Below are 3,082 nucleotides of genomic sequence, written 5' to 3'. Positions count from 1 at the left end.
CGCCACGCAATTCAAGGTCGTCAAGGCGCTTCTGGCGAAGGCGACCCATCTCGTCATCGCCACCGATGCCGACCGCGAGGGCGAGCTGATTGCCCGCGAGATCATCGACCTGTGCGGCTACCGTGGTCCCATCGAGCGTTTGTGGCTATCGGCACTCAACGATGCGTCGATCCGCACCGCGCTCGGCAAGCTGCGACCGTCGTCCGATACGCTGCCGATGTATTACTCGGCGCTGGCGCGTTCGCGGGCAGACTGGCTCGTCGGCATGAACCTCAGCCGACTTTTCACTGTGCTCGGGCGGCAAGCAGGCTACGACGGCGTGCTGTCGGTCGGACGTGTCCAGACCCCGACCCTGAAGCTGGTCGTGGACCGCGACCGCGAAATCGCGGCTTTCAAGTCGGTGCCGTTCTGGGGCATCGACGTGTCTCTGTCCGTAGAGGGTCAGGCTTTCGCCGCGCTGTGGGTTGCGCCCGATGGCTGCACCGACGACGCCGGTCGTTGCCTGCAACAGCCGGTCGCCCAGCAGGCGGCGCAGCAGATTCGCGCTGCGGGCAGCGTCCAGGTGGTATCGATCGAGACCGAGCGCGTGCGCGAAGGCCCGCCGCTGCTGTTCGATCTGGGGGCGCTTCAGGAGGTCTGTTCCAGGCAGCTCGGGCTGGACGTACAGGAAACGCTGGAGATCGCCCAGGCGCTGTACGAAACCTACAAGGCCACGACCTACCCACGCTCGGACTCCGGCTACCTGCCCGAAAGCATGTTTGCCGAGGTGCCCGCCGTCCTGGACAGCCTGCTCAAGACCGACCCGTCGCTGCGCCCGATCATGGGTCAGCTCGACCGCTCCCAGCGTTCGCGCGCCTGGAACGACGGCAAGGTCACGGCGCACCATGGCATCATTCCGACGCTCGAACCCGCGAACCTCTCTGCTCTGAGCGAGAAGGAACTGGCGGTGTACCGGCTGATCCGGGCGCATTACCTGGCGCAGTTCCTACCGCACCACGAGTTCGACCGTACCGTGGCTGAGTTTTCCTGCGGGCAGCAGATGCTGGCGGCCACCGGTAAACAGGTGGTCATCAAGGGTTGGCGTTTGGTGCTGGCCGAGCCGCAAGCGGATGAGGACGGCGACGCCGCAGCGCGCAGCCAGGTGCTGCCCCCGCTGCGTGAGGGCCTGGCGTGCCAGGTGGCCGAGGTCGAGATCAAGGCGCTCAAGACGATGCCGCCCAAGCCCTATACCCAGGGCGAACTGGTCAAATCGATGAAGGGCGTTGCGCGTTTCGTAACCGACCCGCGTCTGAAACAGAAGCTCAAAGACACAACGGGCATCGGCACCGAGGCGACGCGGGCCAACATCATCAGCGTGCTGATCGCCCGTGGCTACATCGTGAAGAAGGGCCGCTCCATTCGCGCATCGGATGCGGCGTTCACGCTGATCGACGCCGTGCCCGCAGCGATTGCAGACCCCGGCACCACAGCGGTGTGGGAGCAGGCGCTCGACATGATCGAGGCCGGACAGCTCACCCTGGACGTATTCCTCAGCAAGCAGACCACCTGGATTTCGCAGTTGATCGCGCAGTACGGCAGCATGTCCCTGTCCATCAAGCTTCCCCATGGGCCAGCATGCCCGCAGTGCGGCGCACCGACGCGCCAACGCACCGGCAAGAGCGGTCCATTCTGGTCGTGCAGTCGCTACCCTGACTGCAATGGCACGCTGCCGGTCGAATCCGGTCCGCCCAAGCGTGGCGCTTCGCGCTCGCGTAGCAGCAGCCGCAAAGGCGCCTGACCGACTCCGTTTCCCGTGGGCCGCACCCTGTTTCAAAGGCGTGGCCCGTGTCCCGCACGCCCCTGCGGGTCGCCCAGCGCGCAACGCCTTCTTGTTCGTGTGCGCGTCCCGTCCAGCCGTCCCCGGCTGCGGGACCTGAAGGTAGCTTTTCCGCGAACCGTCTCCCGCGTGTTCTGCTGGTCTGTGTTTCTCTCGCCTACTGCGAAGGGTCCCCCGATGGCTTGCCTGGCAGCGCGAGCCACCCGGAGACCCTTTGTGGTCAGCGGTATTCAGTGCCGGTGCCCACCGGCGCAAAAACGGGCTCCCTTTGTGCGCGGATGTGCGCCAGACGATGCCGGCCCCAACCACGACATGGGCCGGGTGTGATTGCTGATGAGCAGACGGTTCGAGCGACGACCGGGCCTGCAACAGCCCACGGGTGGTTATTCCCTCCCGAGCCGAAGGTCAGCGAGCCTTCGGCACCTTTATCTCGCCGATCAACGTTCCGACCCAATGGCCGGCCACAGCAACAGGAAACCGACGCATGCAACAACCGGAGAAAGTACGAGCCGCGTTCGAGCGCGACCTTGGCAACAAGGTGCTGTTCATCAAGGGTGGCAAGCTGCTGTTTATCGATGGCATCAATCTCAAGTCCATCGCCGACCGTAAGGCGTATTTCGCTTCGCTGCGTGCGCGGCAGGCGCAACCCATTGTGGTCCTGGCCGAACTGGGACAGGACGAGGCATTCGCCCTGTGGAAGCAGTATGTCCTGGGCGAAACGCCCGAGTGAGCCAACGCACCCACGCACCCCTGACAGCCCGCACTCGATGCGGGTTTTCTGTCTCCGCGCCCATCAATCCGGGCTGGGCCGAATGCCGTTTTCCAACTGACGCAGCACGGCCCCCCGGACGAAGCTGCCCGCATGTTCGCTGATTCGTCAGCACATGCCCGCAGCCATGGGTTTCAGGCTGCCGCGGGTTCTCCCCGCGTAACCCGCCAGTCCGTATCGCATCAAGTCTGCGGACGTGCGTCCCCGTGACGCCGATGCTTTTTATCCACCGCGTGCGGGAGCTGCCATCCCGTGAGGGACAAGGCCTCGCTTTTTCAAGGAGCCTACCCATGTCCCACAAAGCCTCTTTCGGCCAGTTGGCCTTGACCTATTGCGGCAAGTTCCTGCCGCTCGAAGTCCTGCAAAGCGCCGCCGGCCACTACATCGGCACGCGCGATACCGAAGGTCCCGTTTCGCGGGAATCGCACGAATACTTCCGCAGCCATGCGGCGGCTCAACGTGCCCTCGAAAGAGGCGGCTGGTCCCAGCTCGCCATT

At 64.7% G+C, this 3,082-nt stretch carries 1 protein-coding gene and 2 pseudogenes; all 3 read left to right on the top strand.

Features of this window, described 5'->3' with window-relative positions; translation table 11 throughout:
- Positions 1-1,777 (top strand): DNA topoisomerase III (locus tag BRO63_RS03915; RefSeq protein ID WP_088138634.1); only part of this gene is annotated, 1,777 nt, incomplete at its 5' end.
- Between the two features lie 538 nt (positions 1,778-2,315).
- Positions 2,316-2,546, top strand: a pseudogene (locus BRO63_RS03910) (hypothetical protein); the annotation flags it as partial.
- 329 nt (positions 2,547-2,875) lie between these two features.
- Positions 2,876-3,082 (top strand): annotated as a pseudogene (locus BRO63_RS03905) (hypothetical protein); the annotation flags it as partial.

This window comes from Achromobacter xylosoxidans, from assembly GCF_002192695.1.
Lineage (GTDB): Bacteria > Pseudomonadota > Gammaproteobacteria > Burkholderiales > Burkholderiaceae_B > Achromobacter > Achromobacter xylosoxidans_C.
The sequence above is the reverse complement of the archived record's forward strand: the minus strand, read 5'-3'. Positions and strand labels throughout refer to the sequence as shown.